The organism is Geoalkalibacter subterraneus (assembly GCF_000827125.1).
Classification (GTDB): Bacteria; Desulfobacterota; Desulfuromonadia; order Desulfuromonadales; family Geoalkalibacteraceae; genus Geoalkalibacter_A; species Geoalkalibacter_A subterraneus.
Map to the genome: position 1 here is coordinate 3,445,732 of NZ_CP010311.1, position 22,341 is coordinate 3,468,072.

Consider the following 22,341-nt stretch of genomic DNA (forward strand, 5'->3'; position numbering starts at 1 on the left):
TTTATTCGCCGCCGGTGCCAGTAAGCAGTTCAGTGTTCATTGTTTTAACATTTCGTAAAGACTTAAGATGTTAGATATTGATTCTTGCTGCTGATCACTGAGCTTCAAGTCTGAATAATATTTGTCCCCCCAGAATCGGACAATTGAACTTTTTGCCTGTGCCAATGCACGCATGTTATGCAGATCCTCAGTGTTTGGCGCTACGTCAATCCATTCCCATACCGATCCACCAGAGTGGTCGCGCTTAAAACTAACAGCGGGAGATTGCCAGCGCAGAGAATCAGCAGAAATGAGATATGACCGCACAAACAACCAATTGCTACCGGCATATCTAATTTGCATACGAAGCCATGTTTTCGTTGGGTTTAACCCAATATAAAGCCCCGCTTCACTGCTTTTAACGGTGCCGTTACTTGGCTTGATAAAATACTGATCATTGACTTCATCGTAGGATATGTTGAAAGGCAGAAGTGCTTCTGCTATTTTTAATTCCTGAGAAGGAAAACGTGATGAAATTTCCCTTATGTATGATAGTTTTTGGGGGCTAATTTGATTTCCATCATGACTAAGTCTTAGATTGTTACTGCCAAAACTGCTAAGTACTGGCTCAACTTTAATACTAGAACCATCAACAAGTGGCTCTACAAAAATTCCCCCTTTTTCTTTATAGGGCAGAATCTCAGCGTGTAGATATTTATCGGGCAGCGTTTTTGGCCTGACATAATAAAACCTCTCCCCATTCTCTAAAAAAACCGGCCAACTATAAGCAAACCTGCCAAAAGGGTCGTCCCCTGGAGCAATTTTTGCGTCTTTTGTTTCAAAGTATCCTTTCATTCCTGCATATTGATAAAAATCAAGTGGTGGACACGATGTATATGTGATTGGCTGAGATTTGCAAAAAGATCTAAAACCACTTCTTTGCGCCTGCGAGCTGAATTCAGACAATACAAATTGTTCATGATTTTCTGGCTGATAGGAACCTGATTCTCCTCGAGCATTTGCAAGGCCAACGCACAAAAAAGCGATTCCTGAAACGACAATTATCAATCTCATGACTCCCCCTATCCAAAATCTATCAGTGCTTGTCGGCTGATCGTTGACTTGGCAGACGCCCTGTGGTTTCGATGATGACTGCCTTCTGCTCACGCATACTTGACCCGCAGCTCGCCATGATCTTTTGTCCGTGGTTTGCGCTTCACAACGATTTCAATATCGCGATCAAGGGCAATCATCAGGTGCAGCAGTTTTTCCAGTGAAAAGCCCCTGAGCCGTCCATTCAATATGGCGGAAACTTTCGGTTGTGTAATCCCCAGCAGCTCCGCCGCCTGAGCTTGGGACAGATGTCGCTTGTTGATAATCTGCGCGATCTTCAGCGCCAGGTCGGCTTTAGCAAGACGTTCTCCAGCTTCGGGCAATCCCAAATCGTCAAAAACGTTGCCGGTACTTTTTTCGAGCTTGATGTCGTCGTTCATGTCATGTCCTTTTCGTGCGCCTCGACGCGCTTCAGACGATCCCTGATTAAATCAATAACCGGTTGCGGTGTCTGAATACCTTTTTTCGACTTCTTCTGGAATGCGTGTAAAACGTAAACCCTGCCTTTGAATCGGACGGTATAAACCGCCCGGTAAGTATCGCCGTCGTGATCTTCGACAATTTCAAGGACGCCAGCGCCTTTGAATCCCTTCAGTGGTTTTGCAGCAGGATGCTTGCCGCCCTGTTGCGCTTGTCGCAGGGCAAAACCCATAGCGTCTTTCACTTCTTCTGGAAACGATCTGAGATTATCTTTACTGTCGCCGACCCAAATGATGTCTTTGTCGTTTGCAGTCATGTCATTTATACCAATTTAGGAATAAGTAGTCAATCGAATGAATGGGTCTTTTGGCAGTTTTGGCAGTACGTCAACTGCTCGTTTTCTCGATTTGTCGGTGAAGGGGAATGGTGTTGTCGCCGGTGGTTCGCTCCAGCAGTTCCAGTGCTTCACGGCTCGCGCTTGGCAACAGGTGGGCGTAACGCTCCGTCGTCTTGATGGTATGGTGACCTAAAACATCCTTGATGGTATACAGGGGTACTCCCGCCATTGCCAATCGACTGGCGCAGGTGTGTCGGCAACTATGAAAACTTAACCAGTGCTTGCGATCTTTGCCGGTATTAAATCCGAGTTCCTTGATAACGCGATAACTGACTCGGTTGACCTGCTCCTGCTGACCGCCGTCTGTCGCCGGAAAAACAAAATCACTTTGCCTTTCATCATAGCGCAGTTGCAGCATTGCTCTGACCCTATTGGTGGCAAGGTGCAGGGTTCGGTCGTCTCCGGCCTTGGTGTCAATCAGGCGGACGGTTTCGGCTGTTAAATTGACGTGCTGCCATTGCAGCTTTGCCAGCTCCGACCAACGTGCGCCAGTATCAAGACTCATGACCGCCATGTCGTGTGTTATCGGACTTCGCTTTGCCAGCTCATCCAGATAAAGGGCTTCTTCCTCATAGGTAAAAAAACGATCTTTCTTGTTGTTCACCTTTGGGCTTTTCACCTCTTTAATCGGGTTCTGGAGATTTGTCACTCGCGCCTTGACTGCCGTTGTCCAGATTTGCCGCGCAACGGCCAGTGCGTATTGAATATGCCGTGGTGACTGCCCTTTATTGACCATGTTTTTTTTGATCCGCTCAATATGCAGGGACTGAATCTGCTTGAATGTCAGATTGCCGATAACCGGCTCCAGATGATACTTGAACAAAACCTGCTCGCGCCCGATGGACTTCTTCTTATTCGAGTGCTGAATCGGGAGATAGCTGTCGTTAAAAAAATCAGCAAAGGTGACATTTTCAAACGCCTCCTGCTTTCTCTGGCGCTCGATCTGTGCCGCCAGCAGTGCCGCTGCATCATCTTCATCCTGTCTGCATATCGGACGCCGGGGCTTGTCAGGATTCTGCTGATTCCACTTGTGGTTCGATTTATATTCTGCCGCCTTGTTCATGGCGTCGCCGATCAAATGACCCTCACTCATCCAACCGACAACAGAAACCCTCTGGACGCCTCCAAGGGTCTGCCGGATGATCCATTGACGATCAAACTTGACGCCATTTTTCCGGGTCGGGTGTTCGCGATAATACACTCCGGGTTCACCTGTTTTGTGAACATCCTTCAGAATTGGTTCGCTCATATTCGACCCCTTGCATGGCAAAAAAAGACGTAACAACTTACGTAACAGGTTTTGGTGTGAAACAATGGGTTTTCAAGGGAATATACAGGAAACAGTATAATTGTAAATATCCTTAATATCAATGGTTTTTTTGATGATTTGGGAATACAAAGGAAAGTATTTTCCGTGGACTGAAAATCCTCGTGTCGGCAGTTCGATTCTGTCCCTGGGCACCACGAGTTCAAAGGGGTTGTCTTTTTCAAGGCAACCCCTTTTTGTTTTTATTAATCCTCACCCGCACCCCTCTCCCCAAAAAAATAAAATTTCGGGTATAGTTGATGCATAAGCAGAACGAATCTTCTATCTATCCAAGACTGCCGGACACGGGTTTTTGTTGTCCTGTCTATCAACCCGAACACAGAAAGGGGTCGTGTATGAGAAAGTTTGTTTTCTCGTCCTGGGTTTCAACGGGCCTGGCCATACTGCTGGCGCTTTGCCTGCAGCTCGCAGCCTTGCCTGCCGTTGCCCAGGACATCCAGATCAGCGGACAGGTCAAGGGGGTCAGCCAGAAGGCAAAGACCATCCAGGTCCAGACCTCCGACGGGCCGCGCATGGTGCTGTTCGATTCGGACACCGAAGGTATGGAACATGTCAAGGAAGGCGAAGCGGCGATCTTCACCGTTGAGCAGGTAGGCAATGACCGTATCGCACGAAAGATTGCACCGAAACTGGCAAAGCTGCCGGAAGGCGTCAAAGAAATTTCCACCGAAGAGGTGGCTCGCCTGGTGGCCCAGGGCCCGGCAAAAGGCGGCTACTACCTGGTGGATTCGCGACCCGCGCAGCGCTATGCCGAAGGACACATCCCCACCGCCGTATCCATCCCGGTACCGCGCTTAGAAAAAACCGGTGCCATGCTGCTGCCTGAGGACAAGGATCGGTTGCTGATCTTTTACTGCGGAGGCCCTACCTGAGGCATGAGTCCTAAAGCCGCCGGTCTGGCGGTTAAAATGGGTTACACCCAGGTCAAAGTCTATCTGCAGGGCGATCCCGGCTGGCAGGAATCGGGTCGGGTTCTGACGGCAAGCGACGCATTTATCCTCGACGGCAACATTATCCTGATCGACCTGCGTGCACCGGAGTTGGCTGCAAAGGGCCACATCCCCGGTGCGGTCAATATTCCCTTTGAGCAGCTTGAAGATTCATGGGAGCAATTTCCCAGTTTCGCCCGCGCGCCGATCATCTTCTACGGAGAGGGGAATCAGGCGGATGAGGCCGTGGAGATGCTGAGAACATGGGGATATCTCAACCTCTCGGTGGTCGCAGGCGGTTTCGAGCGCTGGATAAAAGAAGGGTTCCCGGTCGTCGAGGGCGCTCCGGCCACCGAGGTTGAATGGGTGCGCACCCTGGAAGAGGGAGAGATTGCGCTGGAGGATTTCCGCAAAGCGCTTGATGTGCAACCGGACGATATCCTTATCCTCGACGTGCGTGGACCGGCAGAGGTTGCCGAAGGCATGCTGCCGGGCGCGCGCAACATCCCTCTCGATCAACTCGAATCACGGGTGAGCGAGCTGCCCAAAGACAAGAAGATCCTGGTCTATTGTTCCACCGGTGCCCGCGCGTCCATGGCCCGCGACGTGCTGGTCAAGGCCGGGCTTGATGCTCGCTTTGTCACGGCCACCCTTCGGTGTTCCGACGGAGAGTGCTCCGTGGACCAGTAGTTCTTTTGTTGTTGGGTTCAGGCAGGCCGGCGTTTTTTCCGCCGGCCTGTTTTTTTTGGGGGGGTAGTCGAAAAACCTGGGAACTATGGGACCTATTGGACTTATGGGACCTCTGGAGGAGGTATACGTGGTGTTTTTGTGCGGCGGGATTTGATAGGCTTGTGGGCGAAAAAAATTCCGGAGGATAATAATATGATTGCAACTCCAGACGTTGTTGCGGCCCGCTACCGGGCGGAGATCCGCAACGAAATCGACGCGCATGATCGGCCCCTCAAGGTGGTCGGCCTGCTCTCCGGCGACTATGCGCCGTCCAGAACCTATGCCGCCTATACCCGCAAGGCCTGTGAGGATCTCGGCATTGAGTATGAGTTGCGCGAGGCGGCCCGCCTCGATCTGGAGCACGCCATTCGCGACGCCAACGCCGACCCGGATGTCAACGGGCTGATGGTCTACTATCCGATCTTCGGCAACGAGCAGGATCGCTACCTCAAGGAGGTCGTCGATTATCGCAAGGATATCGAGGGGCTGCACTCCTTCTGGATCAACATGCTTTACAGCAACGAGCGTATCGACCTCGATGCGCCGCAGCCCAACAAGGCGGTGGTTCCCTGCACACCGCTAGCGATCCTCAAGATGCTTGAAGCCAACGGTGCCTACGGCAGCAGCGGGCACGAGCCGGCGGCCAATCGCACGGTCACCATTTTCAACCGCAGCGAAGTGGTGGGGCGGCCACTGGCGGTGATGATGTCCAACGACGGCGCCACGGTCTATTCCTTTGATGAGTTCGGTCCCCTGCTCTACCGCGGCGGACAGGCCGAGGAAACCGACATTTCACGGGAGCAGGCGCTGGCGTCATCCAATGTGGTCATCACCGGAGTACCTTCGAAATCATTTCCCAAGATCGAAGCCCATGAACTCAACGCCAACACGGTGTGCCTCAACTTCGCCACCGTGAAGAACTTTACCGCTGAAGCCGAACAGCAGGCGCAGACCTTCATCCCGCGCGTGGGTCCGGTGACCATCGCCATGTGCATGCGCAATACCCTGCGGCTCTATCACGCCTACCAGAAGAAGTGACCGGCTGAACCATTCTTTCTCTCCTTGCGGGGGCTTTATCGATCCTTCCATCCGGCAATAAAGTCCCCGCAAGGTATTTTCCCACCCCCCCAACGCTTTCACTTGATCCAACCATCTGCTAACCTTGTATTATTACCGGACTGACGAGACGGCCCTGCCCGCCTCTCTTATTCCTTCCGCCCCTTTTACGAGGTTTTGCATGATTCGACATGAAACCCTCAACCCGCCGCCGCATATCTACCCGGTCAATCCGTGGAAGATTATCGAAACCGCCTTTTATCCCCGCTTCCTGGCGCAGACGGAAACCATTTTTTCCGTCGGCAACGGCTATCTCGGTTTTCGCGGCAATTTCGAAGAGGGGCGTCCGACGGTTCAAAACGGCACTTTCATCAACGGCTTTCACGAGACCTGGCCGATCGTCTACGGTGAAACCGCCTTCGGCTTCGCCCAGACCGGGCAGACCATGCTCAATGTCCCGGACGCCAAGGTCGTCAAGCTCTATGTCGACGATGAACCCTTTTACCTGCCGACGGCGATGCTGCAGATCTATGAGCGCACCCTCGACATGCAGAGCGGCACCCTGGACCGCGAAGTGCTGTGGGAAACGCCGTCCGGAAAGCGGGTACTGATCGAATCGCGCCGCCTGGTTTCCCTGTCGCAGCGGCATCTGGCCGCGATCTCGTTTCAGGTCACGGTGCTCAACGATCATGCCCCGGTGGTGATCTGCTCTGAAATCGTCGGCGACCAGCCCAACCAGTCGGGAGACAAAGACCCGCGTCAGTCCAAGGGATTTATTCACAACCCCTGGATCACCGAAGACCACTACGGCCGCAAAAACCGACTGATGCTGAGCCACCGCGTGAAAAACAGCGGCATGGTGCTTGCCTGCGGCGCCGATCACCACATCGAGACCGAATGCGAATACAGCCGCTCCAGCAGTTGTGACGGGGTTTACGGCAAGGTGGAGTTTTCAGTCGATGCCCGCATGGGCAAGCCGATCCAGATATTCAAATACGTCGCCTACCATACCTCTCGTGGAGGGGCGAGCCCGCAGGAGCTTTGCGAGCGGTGCGAGCGCACCCTGGACCGAGCCCTGAAGCTGGGATTTTCCTCCCTTGTCAAGGAGCAGCGGACTTTCCTGGATGATTTCTGGCAGCGCGCCGATATTGAGATTGAAGGCGATCCTGAAAAAAACACCCGTTCGGCCGGTGAGATGCAGCAGGCGCTACGCTGGAACCTGTTTCAGATCCTGCAGGCCTGTGCCCGGGCGGAAGGCACCGGCATCCCCGCCAAGGGCCTGACCGGCCAGACCTACGAGGGGCACTATTTCTGGGATACCGAAATCTACGTCCTGCCCTTTCTCACCTATACCACGCCGCGCATCGCCCGCAACCTGCTGCGCTTTCGCCACAGCATGCTCGATCGGGCCCGGAAGCGGGCACGGGAAGTGAACCAGGTCGGAGCCCTGTTTCCCTGGCGCACCATCAACGGCGAGGAAGCCAGCGCCTACTATGCCGCAGGCACGGCGCAGTATCATATCAACGCCGACATCATGTTCGCCCTGCGCAAATATGCGGAAATCACCGACGACAAATCTCTGCTGTTCAACGAGGGCGCCGAAATGTTGGTGGAAACGGCGCGTTTGTGGCTCGATCTCGGCTTTTATTCAGAGCGGCAGGGTGGGTGCTTCTGCATCCACAGCGTCACCGGCCCTGACGAATACACCACCGTCGTCAACAACAATGCCTTTACCAACCTGATGGCGCGGGAGAACCTGTGGCACGCCGCCCAGACGGTGCAATTTATGCGGGAGAACTTCGCCGAACATTACGCCAACCTGGTCCACAGAACGGGGCTTGCCGAGAAGGAGGATCAGCACTGGCAGGAAGCGGCGGACCGGATGTTTATCCCGTACGACGAGGAGCTGCGCATTCATCCGCAGGACGACAGCTTTCTCGACCGCGAGGTGTGGGATCTGAAAAAAACGCCCAAATCGCACTTCCCGCTGCTGCTCTACTACCACCCGCTGGTGATCTATCGGCACCAGGTCATCAAGCAGGCCGATGTGGTGCTGGCCATGTTCCTGCTGGGCGATGAATTCACCCGCGAGCAGAAACATAGAAACTTCGATTACTATGATCCCCTGACCACCGGGGACTCCTCTCTGTCAGCCTGCATCCAGGCGATCGTGGCCGCAGAGATCGGCGATGAGGAGAAGGCGGTCAAGTACGCACGCTACGCGGTCCTGATGGACCTGGCCGATGTGGGCGGAAACGTCAAGGACGGCTGCCACATCGCCTCCATGGGCGGCACCTGGATGGTAGCGGTGTACGGCTTTGCCGGCATGCGTGATTTCGGCGGCAACATCAGCTTCGACCCCCGCCTGCCCGAAATGCTCAAAAGCATGCGCTTTGCCCTGACGCTGCGCGGACAGCGGTTGGAAGTCAAGATCACCCATGAGAAGACGCAATACACCCTGGGCGGCGGCGATCGCCTGCAGGTGACCCATCAGGGGGAGGAGTTGACCCTCTCCATCGGTGAGACAATCGAGCGTCCCAATCGTCCACCGCCAATCCCTGAGGGGCACGAGAAATAAAGAAGGGCAGGGGCGTGGAAAATCTTATGCGTCGCCGGCTTCCCTGCCATGCCTGCGGCGTCCGCTCCACAGAAACCACCCCGCGGCGGCAAGCTGCAGCAGCAGCAAAAGCCCGAATCCGGCGCGGTACCCGGTCGGATGATAGCCAGTCGCCGTCTCCGGCCACAATCCGATCATCGCGCCGACCAGCCACTGGGCAGAAAACGCCCCCAGGAAAACCGGCAGATTCAAAGCGGTATTGGCACGCCCGGCCAGTTCGCGGGGAAACTTCTGGGACAAAACAGCATAGGGCAGAATGCAGGCCGTACCGCTGAAACCAAACAGGATCCAGGCCAGAGCCGGGGCCACCTGCCCAGCGCCGATCAGGGCCAGCTGCACGCTGCCGAACAACGCCAGCCCAGTCACCACGACTCGCAGGGGCGCAACGCCTCGTCTTGACAATCGCTCGGTAATAAAACCGAAGAAGAAATAACCGGCCATCATCGCCACTGCCAGCAGCAGAAGAACACGTGCAGCGTCGCCTCGATCCAACCCTGCAAGGTCGCGCAGCCAGGGTCCCGCCCACAAGCCGGGAAGAGACAGATAGGCGGCCTGAGCCGCGATCGCCCAGGGCGCAAGACGCCAGAAAAACCCGCTGGAATAGATGGTTCGGACACCTTGCCACTGCTCGCTTAACGAAATCGCTCCCTTTCCCTCATCGCGCCGCGGCACCACCAGATAGACCGCCAGCGCTGCCAGCAGGGTGACGCCGCTCAGCAGGGTAAACACCCCGCGCCAGTCGGTGACATGCAACGCCGCTTCTACCGGTGCGGTCGCCACCAGCGCCCCCAGGCCGCCGGAAATCATCTGGATGCCATTGACCAGCGGCAGGCGCTCGGGCTCGAACCACTGGGTAAACGCCTTGAACGCGGCCATCAGGCAGGCCGACACGCCCAGTCCAATCAGGGCGCGCCCGACCATAAGCATCATCAGGCTCTCGGCCCGCGCAAACAGAAAAGCCCCCGCCGCGGCAACAACCAGCAGGGTTGCCTCCACCCGTCGCGGCCCGAAACGGTCGAGCAGCACGCCGAGGGGCAGCTGAAAGGCGGCAAAAGCCAGGAAATAGGCGGAGGTCAGCAGCCCCAGCGCGGCCGGATCCAGATTGAGATCGGCCACCAGGTCGGGCGCCAGCACCGCGTTGACGGTTCGGTAGATATAGGAGAGGAAATAACCCAGGGCAAAGGGCAGAAAGACCCGGATCAGATGGAGAAAAGAGGAGGGCATGGAGTCTCCTTGGTCCTGCGCTGCTGACGGGTTCGCGCGCCTTCGAGGGATGAAGGCTCAGCCGAAACGATAGACACTTTGACCGTCGCGGAACAGGTCGACCGGGCCATCCTCTGAGACCTTGACCACCCGCCCGAAACGCGAGGCTGCGGTGGCAGCGGTGGTCCGCCCGCCGCCGGTGACCAGATCACCCACCTGGGAGGTGTCGATGATAACGCCCGTGTCGAGCAGCTCCCCCTTGCGGTTGATCACCGTCAGGCCGTCCGACGAGAGGATGCGGATCAGTTCGCCGGAGCGTTTGAGGGTGCCGATCTTGGTCCCGCGCACGTGGTGAATCAGGGCGCGGCTCAGCGCATCGCGCCCCCCGACGGAGCCCTTTCGCAGCGCCTCCAGGTCCGTTTCATCGTCCGCCACCAGCACCACCGTGCCGTGACGCGCCTTGGAGAGGGCGTAGATCGACCACACCAGGTGATCGATCGAGCGCTTGTCGAGGTGGCCGCGCAGGAAATCGCGGTAGATGTCGGGGTCGAAGATCCCCCAGGAGCCTCTGCGCCAGACCAGCAGGCGGTCGCTGTCCAGAACCACCTCCACCTCGGAGGCCTTGTTGACGTAGATGGCAAACGCCCCCTCGCCGGCCTGGGCCAGCAGGGAAACCGTCTCACGGTTGGCCAGTTGCTCGATGGAGTCGCGCGGCCCCGGGGCGCTGGTGCGGATGGTGCCCTTGACGTTCATGCGGATGTCGCACACGAACAGGGCACGCAGGCCGTCGACAAAGCGATAGGAGAGGGGGTTGCGGAAGAAGTCCCCCGACAGGCGCCGGCGGTCGTCGCCCAGGTCGAGCCAGTCGTAGCGGGTTTTTTTGATCGATTCAAGCAGATCGTCGAGCTGGGTGCGGTAGACCAGAAAGCCGGTGGTGGCGGGGGAGCCTTCATAGCGCTGATAGGAGAGGGTCTTGAGCAGTTGAAGCAGGCTCTGCGTCGGCCAGAAGACCCCTTTGCGGTCGCCGCGGATATACCGGGCCACGGCAATATCGGTAAGTGAGGTCAGCAGCGCCGTTCGGAAATGGGCCGCATAGCCGTCGGCGCTGAAGCCGCGCAGCAAACCTTCAAACGCGGCAAAAAGCTCCTGAATGAAACTTCTTTCAGTGGCCGTGAATGAGAGGTATTTGCGCTGCGCGCGGAAAAGGTAGGCGGATTTATCAATTTTGAGCCGAACCAGAATCTGGCACGGGTCATCAGCGCCTTCATCCTTGTCCTGTTCATCGATTTCGGTCAGGGTGACGCGCGCCCCGCCAAGAAAATCACGAAGACTGTTTTCAATCGCACTGAAAGCTGATTTCGGCATGTCCTAAAGAATGCCCTATCGTGCGCCGGCGTGCAAGGATAAAGCCCCGGACGCAGATCATCCGGGGCTTTCATGTCCTGTAACCAGGAGATTATTCAGACAGCAGGCGTTGATAGAAAGAGGGGCGTTCAAAGTGAAACTGTTCCACAAACTGATCGAAATCCTTTTCATCCGCCTTATCGTATTCTCCGTCAGCCGGTCGCCACTGGGTGTAGTAAAACGCCACCACTCGTTCGCCGCGGCGGGCGAAAACCACCTTGACATCCACCTTGTGTCCGAGTACGGGCTCAACCCCTTCAGTGCGGGCGATCAGCGCCTCTTCACCGAAAAGCTCGGCTTTGCTGAGCTGTGCCTTGGCAAAATTGACCCGGCTGGCCCACAGGAAACGCTTGAAGAACTCGCGCTGACGCTGCTCGAAATCCATGGAGTAGCCGAAGGGCTCTTCCGCATAGGCCAGCGTGCTCTGGCAGGGATAGCTCTCGCGGCAGGTTTTCATGAAAGCAATGGAGTAATCCGTTTCATTCAGATCAATGAGCTGCCACGGGGCCTCGGGAGGCACAAAGGAATACTCCTGCTGCCATAGAACCGACCCGTCGGGCTGGCGCATGGAGCCGAAGGGATCGACCGGTTCAGACGGCTGAGGCGCCGCACAGCCCGCCAGAACCAGCAATCCGACGATGACCGCAGATATCCGTTTCATCATCGCTTGCCCTCCTCTTCATGCAGTTGCTTGAGCAGGGTCAGGATTTCATGATAGTCGGGGGAACCGCTCTTCATGTAACGGATAATGCCCCACTTGTCGATCACCACCGTGGTGCGTGAGAACATGGGATAGCCTTCCTTGAGAGCCCCGAACCAGATACCGGCGTGCCCGACCGTGTTGGAAAACACCGGAAAAGTCAATTCCAGGTCCTCGGCCCAATAGGCGAGGGTGGTGGGATCGTTGCGGCTGACGCCCGCGACGCGGGCGTTGAAGCGGTCATAGAGATAGAGGTTTCTCTGATGACCCTCCATTTCCCCCGTTCAGACAGGTGTGAAGGCCGCAGGGACGAAGGTCATGACCAGATGGTGTTTTCCGTAATAGTCCCGGTCATAGTCAACCAGAGTTCCCTGCGAGGTCGCCAGGCTGAAAATAGGAGCACGATCTCCCACGGACTTGCTCATATCGGCGCGCTGCTGGTCCGCCAAAAGCTCGGCAGGCGCCAGGGAAAACGTCAGCAGCAACACAACTGCCGCAATTATCGCTTTGCGGTACACAGGCCTTGGTTTCTTTCTTCCAGTCACCACATTTCCTCCTCACAAAGATAAAATTTAACGGTCATTCGATTTTTTTTCCTGTCCATTCCAAGTTATAAGTTGGATTCAAATCAACCCATTTTCATCCAGGCTGCGGGTGAGAATTCCCACCAACCCTTCGATATTGTCCGAGACCTTGCCCTGGTCAAAGGTTTCGGTGCGCGCCGACCAGACCAGCTTTCCGTCGCTGCCGCGGTACAGATTGGTTTCCATGGTAAAAACCTCCACCTGACTGGTGCGCGCCGGAGTGCGGATGACTTCGTAGCTTCGATCGTAGTAGCGATACCAGTGGTCATAATAGGGCGTGTGCCAGTAGGGGCGGGGACTGTAATAGGAGGGACCCTGGTCAATCACCCGCACCCTTTCGGGATGGGTCACTTCCACCGTTTCACGTTTCACCATCCGGGTGATCAGGATCCCGTCGATATCGAGGCCGTGCACCTTTCCTTCCACCACATCCTTATCCAGACGCTTCACATCGGGGAACATGCGATAGCTGGCAAGGCCGGTTACCCCGTAGCGTCTCAGGTCTTCGCCGAATCCATCCTCAAACAGCTTCCGGATCAGGTCATTTTCCATCACGCCGACCACCAGCACCTTGCCGAAACGCGGACCCTGATAATCGGGATCCTTCCACTGCGCCTCCAGGGTGGAGGCTGAGCACCCCCAGGTCAAAGTGAGAAGGACGAGGCCGAACAAAAATAACAGATGATTTTTCATCATAAGCTCCTTTGGACGGCAGACTTCCGTATTGCTTTAAAACAATACTGTAAAACCCGGCCAGTGCAAGAGCCCGCAGGCAGGAGACGGCACGCTCACTCCTGTTTCAGTTCCACCATCTGCCGGCGAATTTCCTGTGGCGCTCTTTCATCGTGCCAGCGACCTTCGAAGCGGCCGTAGAGATCCATCGCCGCAAACAAGCTGAGCAGCAGAATTCCAAAGAGCAGGGAAGGGATCACCAACCTGCGGGCGGCACGCAGCGTCACCGCTCCCGGGGCCGGACAGTTGTGCACGCAGCGGTAGCAGGCAAAGCATTCCGGCGAGCGCACCCTGAGCTTGTGCATCACCGGCAGCCACGCTGGACACTTTGCCGAACACAGGCCGCAGCGTATGCAGCGGCGGGGGTCGCGGCATACACCGACCAGGGAGAAAAGCGACAACAGTCCCAGAAGAGCACCATAAGGGCACAGATAGCGGCACCAGGCCATCTGGATACAAAAACAGGCCGTCGCCAGCAGAACGATGACAAGGAGAGTCGTCGTGGAGGGAGATTGGAAAAAATGCAGCAGCCGGATATCGGCCAATTGGTGGCGGGACGAATCGACGTAGGCCTGCAGCTGCGGGAAGGACATGAAAAATACACGCTGCAGAATAAATCCAAGCAGCAGATATTTAAAGGTGCGCAGAAAGAGGTCAAGCCAGAAGGGTGGGGCAAAGGTGCGCCCCATGAGCTTTTCACCCAGGCGCCACAAGCCCTCCGACAGAGGAAACACCGGGCAGACCCAGGAACAGAACCCGCGCTTGAGCAGCAATGCGCTCAGCAGCGCGGCCAGCACAATAAAGGCTGCCGCCCCATGAACGGGATACCATTCGCCACTGGCGAGCCAATACTGCAAGCCTACCAGCCCGTTGTAGGGCAGAAAACCATCGATGGCAACGGGACGGGGGGAAGGGGGCGGGCCCGTTGTTTGCAGCGAGGCCGTCCAGAGGGCAAACTGCACGATCAGCCAGCCATAAAACACCAGAAAGCCGGCCTGCACCAGGTAACGGGGCAGCATCGGCGGCAGGCGAGGGGAGGGGCGTTGCCTGGTGTGGTATCTGGAGCCGTTTTCTTTGTTGATTGACACCTTGATGGAACCTCATTACCTTGAATCAGAAAAGGATTTATTCACCTCGTGGGGTCGCAACTCCCATGACAAGGGACACTTTTCGCCATCCCTGGCCGTTTGATTGGCGCCCTCCCTGGCGCCAAACACCCTTGACATAGGAGTGACGACCCCGCGAGGCGAATAGATAAGAATAAATAACGCTAAACACTGAAAAAGCCACCCGGAGAGGGGGATTGGTCAGAATATCCTCCGGCGTGCCGTTCTGCACAATGGCGCCATCCTTCATGATGATGATTCGATCGCCGAGTTTGAGGGCTTCGTCCATGAAGAGCACATCGGGGTCGACCGCCAGCGCCAGCGCCAGGCCGACCCGCTGCTACATGCCGCCGGAGAGCTGTTCCGGGTAAGAATCCTCCCATCCCTCGAGCCCAACCAGCTTGAGGCTGGAACGCGCTTTTTCGGCTCTCTGTGCCGCATCCATCCCCTGGATTTCCAGGCCGAATTCCGTATTCTGCTGCACCGTGCGGTGAGGCAGCAGGGCGAAGCGTTGGAACACCATGCCGAACTTTTTCTGGCGCAGGCGGCGCAATTCAGCGTCGGACAGGGCGGTTACGTCGATCCCGTCCATATAAACATGGCCTGCGGTGGGTTCGATCAGGCGGTTGAGACAGCGCAGCAGAGTTGATTTCCCGCTGCCCGATAAGCCCATCACCAACAGCATTTCTCTTTCCGCCACTTCGAAGGAGGCGTTGTTGACCCCCACCGCGAGGCGGGTTTTCTTCATGATCTCTTCCTTGGGGATCCCCTGCTCGAGCATCTTGATGCCGCGCTTGGGATCGCGCCCGAAAATCTTGGAGACTTTGTCCACCTTGATCTTGGGCTGTTTACTTTTGACTTCTTCTGCGTTCATTCGCATTCCGTTCAGTGAAGGACGTTTGTCCGTGTGGGTTATGGAGGCAGCGGTGAAGCTCTCAATTGCCCGACCTCATTCCCGGAAGGTGCTCTGTGGAGACAACAGGGCCAGAGCGCCTGTTCCAGCCGTGCGGACGGAACAGGCGCTCTGGCGCAAAAGAAAGCTTCTATCAGAAATAATAGCCGAAGTTGACGTTGATGCGCGTGGTGCGCCCTTCGTTGCCGCCGCCGACCATGTTGCCGCCGCTGAAGATCATATTCTTGCCGGAGATGACATCCACATAGGTGTAGACCGGCCCTGCGGCGATCAGGCAGCCGACCACGTTCTGCCAGATGCTGTCGAAGCGGTCTTCGTCCAGCTCGATCAGCGTATTGTCGGAGTAGAAGGTGAGGCTATCGATGGGGCCCCAGTTGTTGACCGGCAAGGTGTAGGCGAGGTTGGCGATGGCGATCTGCGCCTCGGCCGGTGCACCCCAGGAGTAGGAATAGGCGCCGAGGGTGATGATGTCGTTGTCCACCGCAACAGTATCACCATCTGCATTTTTATAAGTCGCAGGATTTTCGGGGTCATACTCATAAGCGGCATACATCAACTGCAGGTTCCAGCGCCCGTAATCACCGTTGAGATGAGCGGCACCCGCCCAGTGATCGCCGGTGTCCTTTGTATTTTTATTATACAACTGGCCCCACTGCCCTGAAACACCCAGTTCGGTCTGACCGAGCTGGCCGTGATCGAGGGTATGGGCAACACGCAAATTGACCTGGTTGGTTTCCTCGTTGCCGTCGGGTTGCGCTCCGGCATAGCCGCCGTCGGCGTTATTGATGACATCCACCGAATAGCGTCCGGCTTCACCGGCATTGCCCAGCTCGCCGTTTTTATAGAAAGCCAGCGCCAGGTCCCAGGGGCCGGTGTTGTAGAGGAACTTCACGCCCATGTCGTAGTCGTCCTCAAGGCCGACATAATAGGCGCCGCTGAACCAGAAGTTGTGGCTGGCGTAGGGCTGCAGGCCGAACGGCACCTGGTGAATGCCGACCTGGCCCTGCAGACTCTCGGTGAATCATAGCCGATCCAGGCGTGATGAGGGGCGCGCCAATCATCCTGGGGGTAGAAGCGGTATTCAGCCGACAGCAGCATATCCTTGATTTTACCATAGGTTGAGGCGGAAGGTGTCGAAGTTAAAATCGCCGCCGCGCTCCCTGCTGCCCGAATCCCAATCGGTATAGGAATAGTTGACGCGCGCCGCGCCGCCCCAGGTAAAGCCGTCATCGCTTTCGACTTTTTCGTCGTCGCGGGGTTCTTCGGTCTTTCCGCTGGTGAGCTGTTGTTCGAGCTGCTGGATGCGCTCCTCCAAGGCCTTGATCCGGGCGTCATCCGCCGCCAAGGCCGACAGCGGCAGCGCGAACAGAATCAGGGCGCAAATCGCAAACCATCTCTTCATGTGTAACCTCCTTGCAGACAATTAGGTCAAAAAAAGCCCGGGGCATGGCGATATCCGCAAGCGAAAAAACACCAGGATATCATCAGGGCACGACCGGTTAAGGGAAAGGCTGCATTCGTCAGACTCCCGCAACCGGGATGTGCGACTGCATGTAATTGAACGCTGCTCGACACGGCCTGAGCGATCCAGACACGTGGATTTCAGCAATAGGACAGGCAGGGAGACTGCCCGGTAAAACGAATACGGAAACCTAGACTATATCGAAACAATTGTCAAATTGAGGAATTTTCAGCGTTTTTTTATTTTGTGCAGGGAATTAGGGGAAATTACGGATCTGCCGGGGGGCCAGAAAAGTTTCGGGGCCGGCTACGGGAGGAGGCATGTCCCGAAAACCGGCCCCGAGGGGGTCTTGCCAGAGGGAGTAAGAAATGAAGAAGGACAATGTCCCTGATCAAAAGACCGCCTGCCACAACGGCTTCTTGATGGTTTTATTTCTACCTTACCCAAATGAAACTTAACAGGGTATGTCGCGTAAAAAAGCCGGGAATATTGTCCGTTTCAAGACTGTACATTCGCACAGTCGGCTTGTTATGGATTGGACCGAAGGGTTTACATGATTGCGTTGAATTCAAAGCCGCAATGCTCAAGCATCAGTGCCACCTGCTGCTCGCGCGATTTCTGGTGGCTGCGCTCCAGAAGTTCTTCCGCCAAGGTTTTTCCCTCAGTCAGAAGAGAGTCAACCGCTTTGAGATAGATGCCTTCATCCTCTCCCGCAGGGTTGAGGGCGCCCTGACTCGCCAGCCCGTTTTGAGCCATATCGACAAGTTCGCGGACCACATCCAGCAAAGTCCCCCTGACCACTGGAGTCGCAAGCCCCTTCCGCCAGGACTGAGGGTATATGCGGTCAATTTGCGGCAATACCTGCTGTTGCAGAAGATGCAAGCTTTTCTCCAGAATAAAGGGATCGTACATCAGCCCTTTGACAAGGGCAGCAACCGCCATGGTCATGGTCGGCGGCAGGCTGTCTGCAGAGCGTAGCTCAATCTGAGGACGCAGGCGCGCTTCGGGGAAGAGAGTGGACAGGTGCAGATCCCAATCGGCCAGTGTCGCCCGATGCGATCCAAACCCTTCCTGGAGAAATTGACCGAATGTAAATCGCTGCCGGGTGAGGTCGATAAACCGCCCGTCGCGCTCGATGAAATACATCGGCACGTGCAGGGCATAGTCAACATAGGTGCCGTAGTCGGCATTTTCCGCAAACAGGGCCGGGATCAGGCCGGTACGATCTGGATCTGTCCGACTCCAGATTTCACCCCTGGTGGAAAGAAAGCCGCTGGGCTTGCCTTCGCGGAAAGGAGAATTGGCAAACAAGCCATAAAATACCGGCGAAAGCAGGAGCGCCAGACGGATCTTGGCCCGCCAGTCCACTTCGTCGGAAAAATCAACATTCACCTGCAGGCCGGCACTCTGTTTCATCATCGCCTGACCCAGATCGCCGGTTCGTTTCATATAGGGGCCCATGATCCCGTAGCGGGCCTTGGGAACCCAGTCGATCTGATCAATCGGTGTAAAGGGCTGCACACCCAGCCCCAGGAACGCAAGTCCCTGGCGTGCCGCTGCGTCGTTGAGCGCGTCTTGATAGAGAACGAAATCTGCTACGCAACAATGAAGATCGCCGCACAATTCGCCGGAGAGTTCCAATTGACCGCCCGGCTCGAGGGTGATGGACGAGGCCTGACCCTGCAAGGCGATCAGACGGTCACCTTCCCGAACCCCGTTCCAAGCGTGGCTTTCCTCCATCGTCTCTAATAGCCTCTCGATACGACCGAAATCGGCGGCTTCACCCGTTTCACGATCGATGACCAGTCGTTCCGATTCCGCCCCGATTCCCCATCTTTCCTTTGGACGGGCGCCCGCCGCGATATAGGCAACAAGGTCACTTCGCTGAAAAACAGGCTGATCAAGCCCCGGTTTGGAAAAGGTCGTCATTGCGTCGATGCCATTTCAGGAAGCGAGGTATTCAGTAATCTTTTCGCCGATGGTACGGAATATCTTGGTAAACTCCTTTTCGTCCTGTTCAAGCAGGGTAATGCGAAAACCGCGCTCTTCGGTACAGAAAGAGGAGAGGGGAACAACGCAGATACCGGTGGAGGCCAGCAGATAGTAGACAAAGCGCTTGTCCACGCTGACACCGGGTTGATTGACAAGCCCTTCCACCAGGGTCCGCACCTCCTTGACTTCAATCGGCAAAGTCTGTTGATCGGTGAGCAGATCGCGCTTGAACACGACGCTCATATAAAAAGCACCGTTGGTCCGGTTGACCTTGATGCCGGGGACCTGCTTCAGGACATTATAAGCGATGTTTGAATACTTTTCATAACGTTCCCTGCGGGCGGCCAGGTAGACCGGGTACTGCTCGTGGCTGAGAATTGGCGGAATCACCTTCTGCGGCAGGGTCGTTGAGCAGACTTCCACCATTTTCGAATCGACAATGCTCTGGATGTAGCGCCTGAAAACTTCATCCTTGTCGGCATTGTAGACCTCGATCCATCCGCAGCGCGCACCGGGCCAGGGCAACTCTTTGCTGATCCCCTTCATGGCTATGCAGGGGACATCGTCAATCAGGTCGGAAATCGGCTTGGTCGATTCTCCGTTGAAAATCAAATTATGATAAATTTCGTCACAAATAATAAACAGGTCATATTCTTTGGCAATTGTAACAATCTCTTTGAGAATTCGATCAGGAAACACGGCCCCGGTCGGATTGTCGGGATTGATAATCAGGATGCCGGAAATTGCGGGGTTGTATTTGACCGACAGGCGCAGGTCATCCAGGTCAGGATACCAGTTGTTGTCTGGGTCCAACCGGTAGGTCACCGGTCGCTGGCCGGCGTGGGCGGCCTCTCCGGAGGAGTGAGTCGAATAGGTGGGGGAGGGTCCGATAACCCGAGCCTCCCGACGCAGGAATCCATAAACCTTCTGGATTGCGTCGCCAAGGCCATTGAAGAAAATAATATCCTCCGGACTGATCTGTGTTATACCCCGGGCATTGGTCCGGTCCGCAAGAAATTGGCGTGTTTCCAAAAGACCTTTGGTGGCACAGTAAGCATAGGAGCAATCCTTCATGGCCATATCCGCCACGATTTCCTTCATCCATTGCGGGATTTTTTCTCCCTTCGCCACCGGGTCTCCGATGTTCTCCATATTGGTTTTTATGCCGAGCTGATTAAGCTTTTCGGCAATGGCAACAATGGCGCGGATTTCATATGTCAATTCTCCGGCGCCGATATGAACGATATTATTGCGCATGCTTGCATCTCCTTCGCGAACTGGACCGGGTCATTTCTCCGCCAGACCCCATAGACTAAAAAAGGCCATGGGTGTCTGCCCATGGCCTTTTGAGATCAAAAATAATATAATCCTAATTTTGCCGGTAAGCAGAAAACGAGTCTTTTTTCACTGCGGCCGCCGCCGCGCTGGTCGCTCGTGCCATCTGGCAAAATGAGTTCTGCATGTTAGGCTCCCTGGCAACATTTAAGAGTGAAAAGCAATACCATGATAAAACTGTTTCAGTCAAGCGAGGTTTTCAGCTTTTCCCCTCATTTTTGCCCTGACTTTCCTTCTTCTTCCGACTTACTTCATCACCCTGGTCTTGCGCTGCTCCCGGCATGATGATCTGCCCGTTGATCCGGACCCCGGGTTCAACCTCAAGCAGGGGAGTGGTGATATTGCCTTCAACAACAGCCGGGGCACGCAGCTCAACCTTTCCGGTAGCGGTCACATTGCCCTCAAGACGACCGCTGAAAATCAGTGATCCAACCTTGACTTCGGCAATCATCTCTCCGCTTTCGCCGACAATCAGGGTGTCGCTCGATTCAATTTCACCCCGGAAGGCTCCGTCAAGACGCACAATTTCACTGAAGGACAACTTACCCTCAAACTGGCTGCCGGCACCTAGAAAGGCTTTTATGTCGTTCTTGTCGCGGGACTGAGAATAGGATGAACCGCTTGTGCTTTTTTTCTTGAACATGTTCAGCTCCAACCTTTCGGGTAGACTCCGATGACCGGGCTTATTGAAGTGAAGACAGGACCCGATCCAGTTCCTCGCGGGAAGAGAAGGTGATTTCTATCTTGCCGCCTTTTTTCCCTTTAGGCTTAATGGTAACCGGCACCGAGAGAGCGGCATGAATTTTTTCCTGCGCCCTTTTCAATTCCGGATCCTGCAGCGTTTCTTTGTTGGGCTTTTCCTTGGGAGGGGAGGCCGGTCTTCCGAAACTCTTAATCTTTTTGACCATGGCTTCGGTTTCCCGCACGGAAAGCTGTTTACGCTGCAGCTCACGGCTTGCCTCCAGAATATCCTCCTCGTTTTCGAGAGAGAGAAGGGCGCGTGCGTGGCCCATGCTCAACAGTCCCTTAAGCAGATCGTCCCGAACCGGGTCGGGTAATTTCAGAAGACGCAGGGAATTGGCGATGGATGAACGATCCTTTCCTACCCGGCGTGCCACTTCCTCCTGGGACAGGTCGAAATTACCGATCAGATTGCGGTAGGCTTCGGCTTCTTCCACCGGGTTGAGATCTTCACGCTGAATATTCTCGATCAGGGCCATCTCCAGCGCCCAGTCTTCGGACACATCTTTGATGACAACCGGAACCTCATCAAGGCCTGCTTTCTGTGCGGCCCGCCAGCGGCGTTCCCCGGCGATAATCTGATAATGGTCTTCCACCCGCCGCACCACCAGGGGTTGAATGATCCCCTTTTCGCGCACGGAGGCGACAAGTTCCTCCATTTTGGCGTCATCAAAGAATTTACGCGGCTGGTCCGAATGAGGACGAAGATCGGTCAGAGGACAAAGGAAAAACTTCTTATCGGTGGCCTGGGCAGCGGAGCCGAGCAGCGCTCCCATTCCCCGTCCCAAAGCGGGTCGCTTTGCCATATCAATCTCCCATTCCGATGATTTCGCGGGCCAGGTCCAGATAGGCAACCGCACCCTTGGAGCTGACATCATACAGCAGAACCGGAACTCCATGGCTTGGCGCCTCAGACAGACGGACATTGCGTGGAATCATCGTCTGAAAAACCTGCCCTTGAAAATGCTTGCGGATTTCGACGGTGACCTGATGGGACAGATTGTTGCGCCCGTCGAACATCGTGAGAAGAATTCCGTGTATTTCGAGACGAGGGTTGAGCTGGTTTTTGATGATGCGGATGGTGTTCATCAGCTGGGACAACCCCTCCATCGCATAAAATTCGCATTGCAGGGGCACCAGGACAGAATCTGCAGCAGTCAGCGCATTGACGGTCAAAAGTCCCAGCGAAGGAGGGCAGTCGATGACGATAAAATCATATTCGTGACGGATGGCTTCAAGCGCGCTTTTCAGCTTGATTTCGCGGGCAAGCGCGGTCACCAGCTCGATTTCAGCGCCGATCAGGTCGGTGTTGGATGGAAGCACATCAAGCAGGTCAAGGTCGGTTTTGATCAGAATATCACGGACATCGGCTTCTCCGAGCAGTGCATGATAAACCGTGTATTCAAGCGCTGTTTTGTCGATCCCTAAACCGGTGCATGCGTTGGCCTGGGGATCCATATCCACCAGGAGGGTTCTTTTTTCCGCGGCAGCAATGGACGCCGCCAGATTTACCGCGGTGGTCGTCTTACCAACGCCGCCCTTCTGATTTGCTATGGCAATGATTTTGGCCATGATTCAACTCCTCGTGAGCACATCAAGGGC

Annotated in this window: 22 protein-coding genes, 1 tRNA gene and 1 pseudogene; 5 read left to right on the forward strand and 19 right to left on the reverse strand. The window is 55.6% G+C overall.

Annotation, left to right across the window (positions count from 1 at the left end):
- Positions 1 to 36: 36 nt before the first annotated feature.
- The 4 genes from GSUB_RS19210 to GSUB_RS16320 all read right to left on the reverse strand — a co-directional run bounded on the left by GSUB_RS19210 (position 37) and on the right by GSUB_RS16320 (position 3,110).
- The gene (locus tag GSUB_RS19210) at positions 37 to 1,053 is read right to left on the reverse strand and encodes a hypothetical protein (RefSeq protein ID WP_144402056.1); all 1,017 of its coding nucleotides are present in this window, start codon (positions 1,051 to 1,053) and stop codon (positions 37 to 39) included.
- Between the two features lie 89 nt (positions 1,054 to 1,142).
- The gene (locus tag GSUB_RS16310) at positions 1,143 to 1,472 is read right to left on the reverse strand and encodes a helix-turn-helix domain-containing protein (RefSeq protein WP_040201789.1); all 330 of its coding nucleotides are present in this window, start codon (positions 1,470 to 1,472) and stop codon (positions 1,143 to 1,145) included.
- Positions 1,469 to 1,828 carry a type II toxin-antitoxin system RelE/ParE family toxin gene (locus GSUB_RS16315; RefSeq protein WP_040201790.1) on the reverse strand — a complete coding sequence of 120 codons (360 nt, stop codon included), beginning with the start codon at positions 1,826 to 1,828 and terminating at the stop codon, positions 1,469 to 1,471. The genes GSUB_RS16310 and GSUB_RS16315 overlap by 4 nt, the downstream gene beginning before the upstream one ends.
- Before the next feature lie 70 nt (positions 1,829 to 1,898).
- Positions 1,899 to 3,110, reverse strand: coding sequence for a tyrosine-type recombinase/integrase (locus tag GSUB_RS16320; protein ID WP_158414114.1), 1,212 nt, complete (start codon positions 3,108 to 3,110; stop codon positions 1,899 to 1,901).
- A 191-nt stretch (positions 3,111 to 3,301) separates the two neighbouring features.
- On the opposite strand from GSUB_RS16320, the gene GSUB_RS19290 reads away from it, so the two are divergent.
- From GSUB_RS19290 to GSUB_RS16335, 5 genes are all read left to right on the forward strand, one after another.
- A tRNA-Phe gene (locus tag GSUB_RS19290) sits at positions 3,302 to 3,373 on the forward strand.
- Positions 3,374 to 3,571: 198 nt separating this feature from the next.
- Complete coding sequence (locus GSUB_RS18305; protein WP_052465024.1) at positions 3,572 to 4,108, forward strand: rhodanese-like domain-containing protein; 537 nt, start codon at positions 3,572 to 3,574, stop codon at positions 4,106 to 4,108.
- 3 nt (positions 4,109 to 4,111) lie between these two features.
- Positions 4,112 to 4,855 carry a rhodanese-like domain-containing protein gene (locus GSUB_RS18310; protein WP_052465025.1) on the forward strand — a complete coding sequence of 248 codons (744 nt, stop codon included), beginning with the start codon at positions 4,112 to 4,114 and terminating at the stop codon, positions 4,853 to 4,855.
- A gap of 192 nt (positions 4,856 to 5,047) precedes the next feature.
- The gene (locus tag GSUB_RS16330; protein WP_040201792.1) at positions 5,048 to 5,932 is read left to right on the forward strand and encodes a bifunctional methylenetetrahydrofolate dehydrogenase/methenyltetrahydrofolate cyclohydrolase; all 885 of its coding nucleotides are present in this window, start codon (positions 5,048 to 5,050) and stop codon (positions 5,930 to 5,932) included.
- A 199-nt stretch (positions 5,933 to 6,131) separates the two neighbouring features.
- The gene (locus tag GSUB_RS16335) at positions 6,132 to 8,528 is read left to right on the forward strand and encodes a glycoside hydrolase family 65 protein (protein ID WP_040201794.1); all 2,397 of its coding nucleotides are present in this window, start codon (positions 6,132 to 6,134) and stop codon (positions 8,526 to 8,528) included.
- 24 nt (positions 8,529 to 8,552) lie between these two features.
- On the opposite strand, the gene GSUB_RS16340 is transcribed toward GSUB_RS16335, so the two are convergent.
- From GSUB_RS16340 to GSUB_RS16405, 15 genes and pseudogenes are all read right to left on the reverse strand, one after another.
- Positions 8,553 to 9,791 carry an MFS transporter gene (locus GSUB_RS16340; RefSeq protein ID WP_040201796.1) on the reverse strand — a complete coding sequence of 413 codons (1,239 nt, stop codon included), beginning with the start codon at positions 9,789 to 9,791 and terminating at the stop codon, positions 8,553 to 8,555.
- Positions 9,792 to 9,848: 57 nt separating this feature from the next.
- A complete protein-coding gene (locus tag GSUB_RS16345; RefSeq protein WP_040201797.1) occupies positions 9,849 to 11,135 on the reverse strand; it encodes a diadenylate cyclase in 1,287 nt (428 codons plus the stop codon).
- Positions 11,136 to 11,226: 91 nt separating this feature from the next.
- The gene (locus GSUB_RS16350) at positions 11,227 to 11,838 is read right to left on the reverse strand and encodes a hypothetical protein (protein WP_040201798.1); all 612 of its coding nucleotides are present in this window, start codon (positions 11,836 to 11,838) and stop codon (positions 11,227 to 11,229) included.
- Positions 11,835 to 12,149: a redoxin domain-containing protein gene (locus GSUB_RS16355; protein ID WP_040201799.1), complete on the reverse strand. Its 315-nt coding sequence runs from the start codon at positions 12,147 to 12,149 to the stop codon at positions 11,835 to 11,837. The genes GSUB_RS16350 and GSUB_RS16355 overlap by 4 nt, the downstream gene beginning before the upstream one ends.
- A 9-nt stretch (positions 12,150 to 12,158) precedes the next feature.
- Positions 12,159 to 12,419: a thioredoxin domain-containing protein gene (locus tag GSUB_RS16360; protein ID WP_144402058.1), complete on the reverse strand. Its 261-nt coding sequence runs from the start codon at positions 12,417 to 12,419 to the stop codon at positions 12,159 to 12,161.
- 78 nt (positions 12,420 to 12,497) lie between these two features.
- The gene (locus tag GSUB_RS16365; RefSeq protein WP_144402059.1) at positions 12,498 to 13,154 is read right to left on the reverse strand and encodes a hypothetical protein; all 657 of its coding nucleotides are present in this window, start codon (positions 13,152 to 13,154) and stop codon (positions 12,498 to 12,500) included.
- Positions 13,155 to 13,246: 92 nt separating this feature from the next.
- Positions 13,247 to 14,278, reverse strand: a complete 1,032-nt coding sequence (locus GSUB_RS16370; RefSeq protein ID WP_052465026.1) for a 4Fe-4S binding protein — start codon at positions 14,276 to 14,278, stop codon at positions 13,247 to 13,249.
- Positions 14,279 to 14,489: 211 nt separating this feature from the next.
- A pseudogene (locus GSUB_RS18815) lies at positions 14,490 to 15,170 on the reverse strand (ATP-binding cassette domain-containing protein); the annotation flags it as partial.
- Between the two features lie 172 nt (positions 15,171 to 15,342).
- Positions 15,343 to 16,191 (reverse strand): hypothetical protein, encoded by an 849-nt coding sequence (locus GSUB_RS16380; protein ID WP_052465029.1) that lies wholly within the window; start codon positions 16,189 to 16,191, stop codon positions 15,343 to 15,345.
- A 126-nt stretch (positions 16,192 to 16,317) separates the two neighbouring features.
- Complete coding sequence (locus GSUB_RS18320) at positions 16,318 to 16,611, reverse strand: hypothetical protein (RefSeq protein WP_052465030.1); 294 nt, start codon at positions 16,609 to 16,611, stop codon at positions 16,318 to 16,320.
- Positions 16,612 to 17,220: 609 nt separating this feature from the next.
- Positions 17,221 to 18,600, reverse strand: coding sequence for a glutamate--cysteine ligase (locus GSUB_RS16385; RefSeq protein WP_040201803.1), 1,380 nt, complete (start codon positions 18,598 to 18,600; stop codon positions 17,221 to 17,223).
- 15 nt (positions 18,601 to 18,615) lie between these two features.
- A complete protein-coding gene (locus GSUB_RS16390; protein ID WP_040201805.1) occupies positions 18,616 to 19,920 on the reverse strand; it encodes a pyridoxal phosphate-dependent aminotransferase in 1,305 nt (434 codons plus the stop codon).
- A gap of 277 nt (positions 19,921 to 20,197) precedes the next feature.
- Positions 20,198 to 20,641 (reverse strand): bactofilin family protein, encoded by a 444-nt coding sequence (locus tag GSUB_RS16395; RefSeq protein WP_084212171.1) that lies wholly within the window; start codon positions 20,639 to 20,641, stop codon positions 20,198 to 20,200.
- Positions 20,642 to 20,681: 40 nt separating this feature from the next.
- Complete coding sequence (locus GSUB_RS16400; RefSeq protein WP_040201807.1) at positions 20,682 to 21,545, reverse strand: ParB/RepB/Spo0J family partition protein; 864 nt, start codon at positions 21,543 to 21,545, stop codon at positions 20,682 to 20,684.
- 1 nt (position 21,546) lies between these two features.
- Positions 21,547 to 22,311 carry a ParA family protein gene (locus GSUB_RS16405; protein WP_040201808.1) on the reverse strand — a complete coding sequence of 255 codons (765 nt, stop codon included), beginning with the start codon at positions 22,309 to 22,311 and terminating at the stop codon, positions 21,547 to 21,549.
- Between the last annotated feature and the right edge of the window lie 30 nt (positions 22,312 to 22,341).